The sequence below is a fragment of the Luteitalea sp. genome, from assembly GCF_044337415.1.
Classification (GTDB): domain Bacteria; phylum Acidobacteriota; class Vicinamibacteria; order Vicinamibacterales; family Vicinamibacteraceae; genus Luteitalea.
The window spans coordinates 1-3549 of sequence record NZ_JBIINP010000323.1; the positions used below are offsets into that span (position 1 = coordinate 1).

Below are 3549 nucleotides of genomic sequence, written 5' to 3' on the forward strand. Positions count from 1 at the left end.
GTGCACAGCGCGACCCACGCGCTGAGCGGACCGCCGATCGCCGTGAACAGCCCGAAGCACGCCACCACGAACACGCCGGCGCTGCCGAAGGCCGACGCCGTCTCCACGAGATCCTTGATGCTCTCGGCGCGCAGCGCGAGGATCCACGCCGTGATGCCCATCGCCAGCACACCGAGCCGCGACGCGCGCAGGCGCGCGCGCTCCGAGAGATCCGGCCACAGCGGCAGCAGCACGTTGTGCGTGACCAGTGTCGACCCCGCGAGCATGCACGAGTCGACCGTCGAGAGGATCGCCGACACGAGCGCGCCCGCGAACACCACGTAGAACCACGTGCCGAGGTGCGCCTGTGCCAGCGCCGGGATCAGTTGCTCCGCATCGTCGAGCCCGGGCATCAGGTACGGGCCGCATAGGCCGATCAGTGCGGGGATCGCGCCAATCGCGAGATACAACCCACTGCCGGTCAGGCAGGCGCGCCGCGCCGTGTCTGCCGACCGGCACCCGAGGATGCGCGACAGCAGTTCCACGGCCAGCATCGACCCCACCACCGGCACCGCCCACGCCTCGAGCAGCTCGTACCACGGCACCGTGCCGTCGCCGAGGATCGCCAGCCGCTCGGCCGGCACCTGCGCCCACGCCGTCTGCAGGTCGCCGCTCACGACAAGATGCGCCAGCAGGATCAGCAGCCCGGCGATCACCGCCAGGCCCTGCACCATGTCGGTCCACGCGTCCGCGAGGAGTCCGCCGACGGTCGTGTACAGCATCACGAACAGCGCCGCCGCCGTGATGGCCATCTCGATCGACAACCCGGACGCGTGCGACAGCACGTTGCCGAACGCCCGCACCTGCGCCCCCGCCCAGATGATTGACGTCGGCACGATGAGAAGGATCACGAACTTCTCGACACCCGCCGAGTAGCGCGCGCGGAACAGGTCGCCGAACGTGGTGTAGCCGGCGTTCCACAGCGGCCGCGCGAAGAAGATGCCGACGAAGAAGATGCACAGCACGTATCCGAACGGGTCGGCCGACGCTCCCGACAACCCATCGCTGTACATCGTCCCCGCCGCGCCCTGGATCGACTCGGCGCCGAACCATGTGGCGAAGATCGAGAACGACGCCACGCCGAGGCCGAGCGTGCGCCCCGCAAGGATGTAGTCGACCTCGGTGTTGACGCGACGCGACACCCAGAGGCCGATGGCCATCTGGATCGCCAGGTACGCGAGGATGCCCGCAAGCAGCCAGTTCATGTCGGAGATTCTGCCTCACAGGTAGGGCGGCGTGTCCCCACGCCGCCGCTGTCGCTCAGCGGCGCGGTCGGAGACCGCGCCCTACCTCGGTGGTGAGGCCGCGCTCTGCACAGGTCCAAGCCACATCGCCATCTGCTCGGGCGTGAGGTTGCCTCCGCACAGAATCGTGGCGACGAGCCGGCCGCGGTAGCGCGACGGATCCTCGAGGATGGCGGCGAGGCCCGCGGCGCCAGACGGTTCGATCACCAACCCGAGGTGCTTGTGCGCCAGGCGCATCGCCGCGAGGATGGTCTCGTCCCTCACCAGCACCGCGTCGTCTACGGCACCGTGCATGTCGGCGACAGCTTCGGCGATCGGCACGCGCACGCCGATGCCGTCCGCGATGGTGTCGATGCGGTCGTGCATGACGATGCTGCCGGTGCGCCAGGACTCGACCATCGCCGGCGCGCCGGCTGCGGAGACGCCGATCACCTGCGTGGATGGCGCGTACGCCTTCGTCCATCTGCCGATGCCGGTGAGCAACGCGCCGTTGCCGAGCGGCACGAGCAGGTCGTCGATGGCCTCGGGCCAGCGCAGCAGCTCCACGGCGATGGTGGCCGCGCCTTCCGCAGTGGCCGGCTCGAGCCCGTCCTCGAGCAAAGGCAGGCCCTGCGCCTCGGCATACCGCTTCGCCTCGAGCTTGGCGGCGTCGAAGTCGTCGCCGTGCAGACGCACGTCGGCGCCGAACGCCCGCATCCGCGCGACCTTCAGCGGGTTGGCGTTGACGCTCGCGAAGATGATCGCCGACGCGCCGCGACTGCGGCACGCGTAGGCCACCGCCTGCCCGAAGTTGCCCGCACTCGCAGTGACCACCGTGTCGCCCGCGCACAGCGTGCTCGCATACAGCGACGCGCCCCGCCCCTTGAACGAGCGGATCGGGTTGAGCGTCTCCACCTTGACGATCAACCGGCACCCCAGCACATCGTCAAGCGACTCGGCCCGGAACTGCGGCGAGTGGAGGAACACCGGGTCGATGACCGACGAGGCGCCGGCGATGCGGTCGAGGCTGAGGCGATGAGTCATGGGGATGATTCAGGTTAGCGTCGACCTCAAGGTCGACGCCCACGAACAGAACCCGCAGGTCTCGGGACAGAACCTGCAGTTCGTGGCGGTCGACGTTCACGTCGACCGTCAACATCTCGACGCGACCTACTTCTTTTCGACTCGAAGATCGCGGCTCGTCTGGTTGCCGCTGAAGTCGCGGACGATGACGCGCACCACGTACGGCCCGGGCGCCAGACCGAACGTGTCCCACACGCCCTCCTCCGCCCGGCCATCGCGATACGTCGTCGTCGCCACGTAGAGGAACTGCGTGCGGCTCGCGCCATACACGGGGATGCCGCTGCCGCGCGCGTACACCTGGCGCGGTGCGTCGGAGTCGCGGCGCATGCGGTCGAAGCTGAGCGTCTCGCGCGGCAGTTCGAAGCCGGCCACCGGCCCGCCCGTGCCGTCGATCACCTGCCAGGCCACCGAGTGCAGGCCGAGGCGGCGGTACGACATGTTGCCGTCGGCCTGATCCCACGCGTCGACCACCACACGCACGCGTCCCGACACGACCACCGGTTCCGCAGGGGGCAGGCGCGTCGGCCGGCGGTTGCGGCCGCGCCCGGTGAGGGGGCCGGTGCGATCCGGATTGAGCGGGCTCCACGCCTCGTCGAACAGACGGATGCCGTGCGGCTCGATGGTCGGCGGAATGCCGTCGCGGAACTGCACGAGCCGGAAGCGCAGCGGGTTGTGCTCCTCGCTCGACCATCCCACGTTGAGGTGCACGTGGTTGAACGCGTTGATTGTGCCGACCACGTCGCCGGTGCGGAACCTGGCGCCGCGTCGCACGCGCATGCCCGTCATCTCGCCGGTCTCGTCGCGCGTCGGCGCGAACCGGGCAGGATCGAGTTCGGCAGTTCGCGTGCGGCCCGCGCGGATGTGGATGTATGCGACGTCGCCGATGCGCACGCCCTCGTTGATGGTGTCGAACCCGAAGGTCGAGAAAGGGCTCTCGACGACGCTGTCGCGTACGGCACGGACGAGCGTGCCCTGCACTTCGCGCACGTCGAGCCCCGCGTGCAGGCGCTCGGCTCCCACTTCGCCGCGCGCCTCGCCGAAGGTCCCGGCCACCTCGTGCGGGCCCTCCAGTGGCGCGATCGGCCAGAGCAGCGCGGTGCGTGCGAAGGCGTCCGCATCGAACGCTGGCGCCAGGCGCGTGGGTGGCGGCGCCGGAAGACTGATGCGCCAGGGCCACGTGAGCGACGTGAGACGCGCGTCGGCT

The 3549-nt window shown here is 69.9% G+C and carries 2 protein-coding genes and 1 pseudogene; all 3 read right to left on the minus strand.

Annotated features, from left to right (window positions below; translation table 11 throughout):
• A partial coding sequence (locus ACIRDX_RS21700) for a sodium:solute symporter family protein (protein ID WP_396627511.1) occupies window positions 1-1244 on the minus strand: 1244 nt, incomplete at its 3' end.
• An 81-nt stretch (window positions 1245-1325) separates the two neighbouring features.
• Window positions 1326-2306, minus strand: coding sequence for a threonine/serine dehydratase (locus ACIRDX_RS21705; protein WP_396627512.1), 981 nt, complete (start codon window positions 2304-2306; stop codon window positions 1326-1328).
• A 126-nt stretch (window positions 2307-2432) separates the two neighbouring features.
• A pseudogene (locus ACIRDX_RS21710) lies at window positions 2433-3549 on the minus strand (hypothetical protein); the annotation flags it as partial.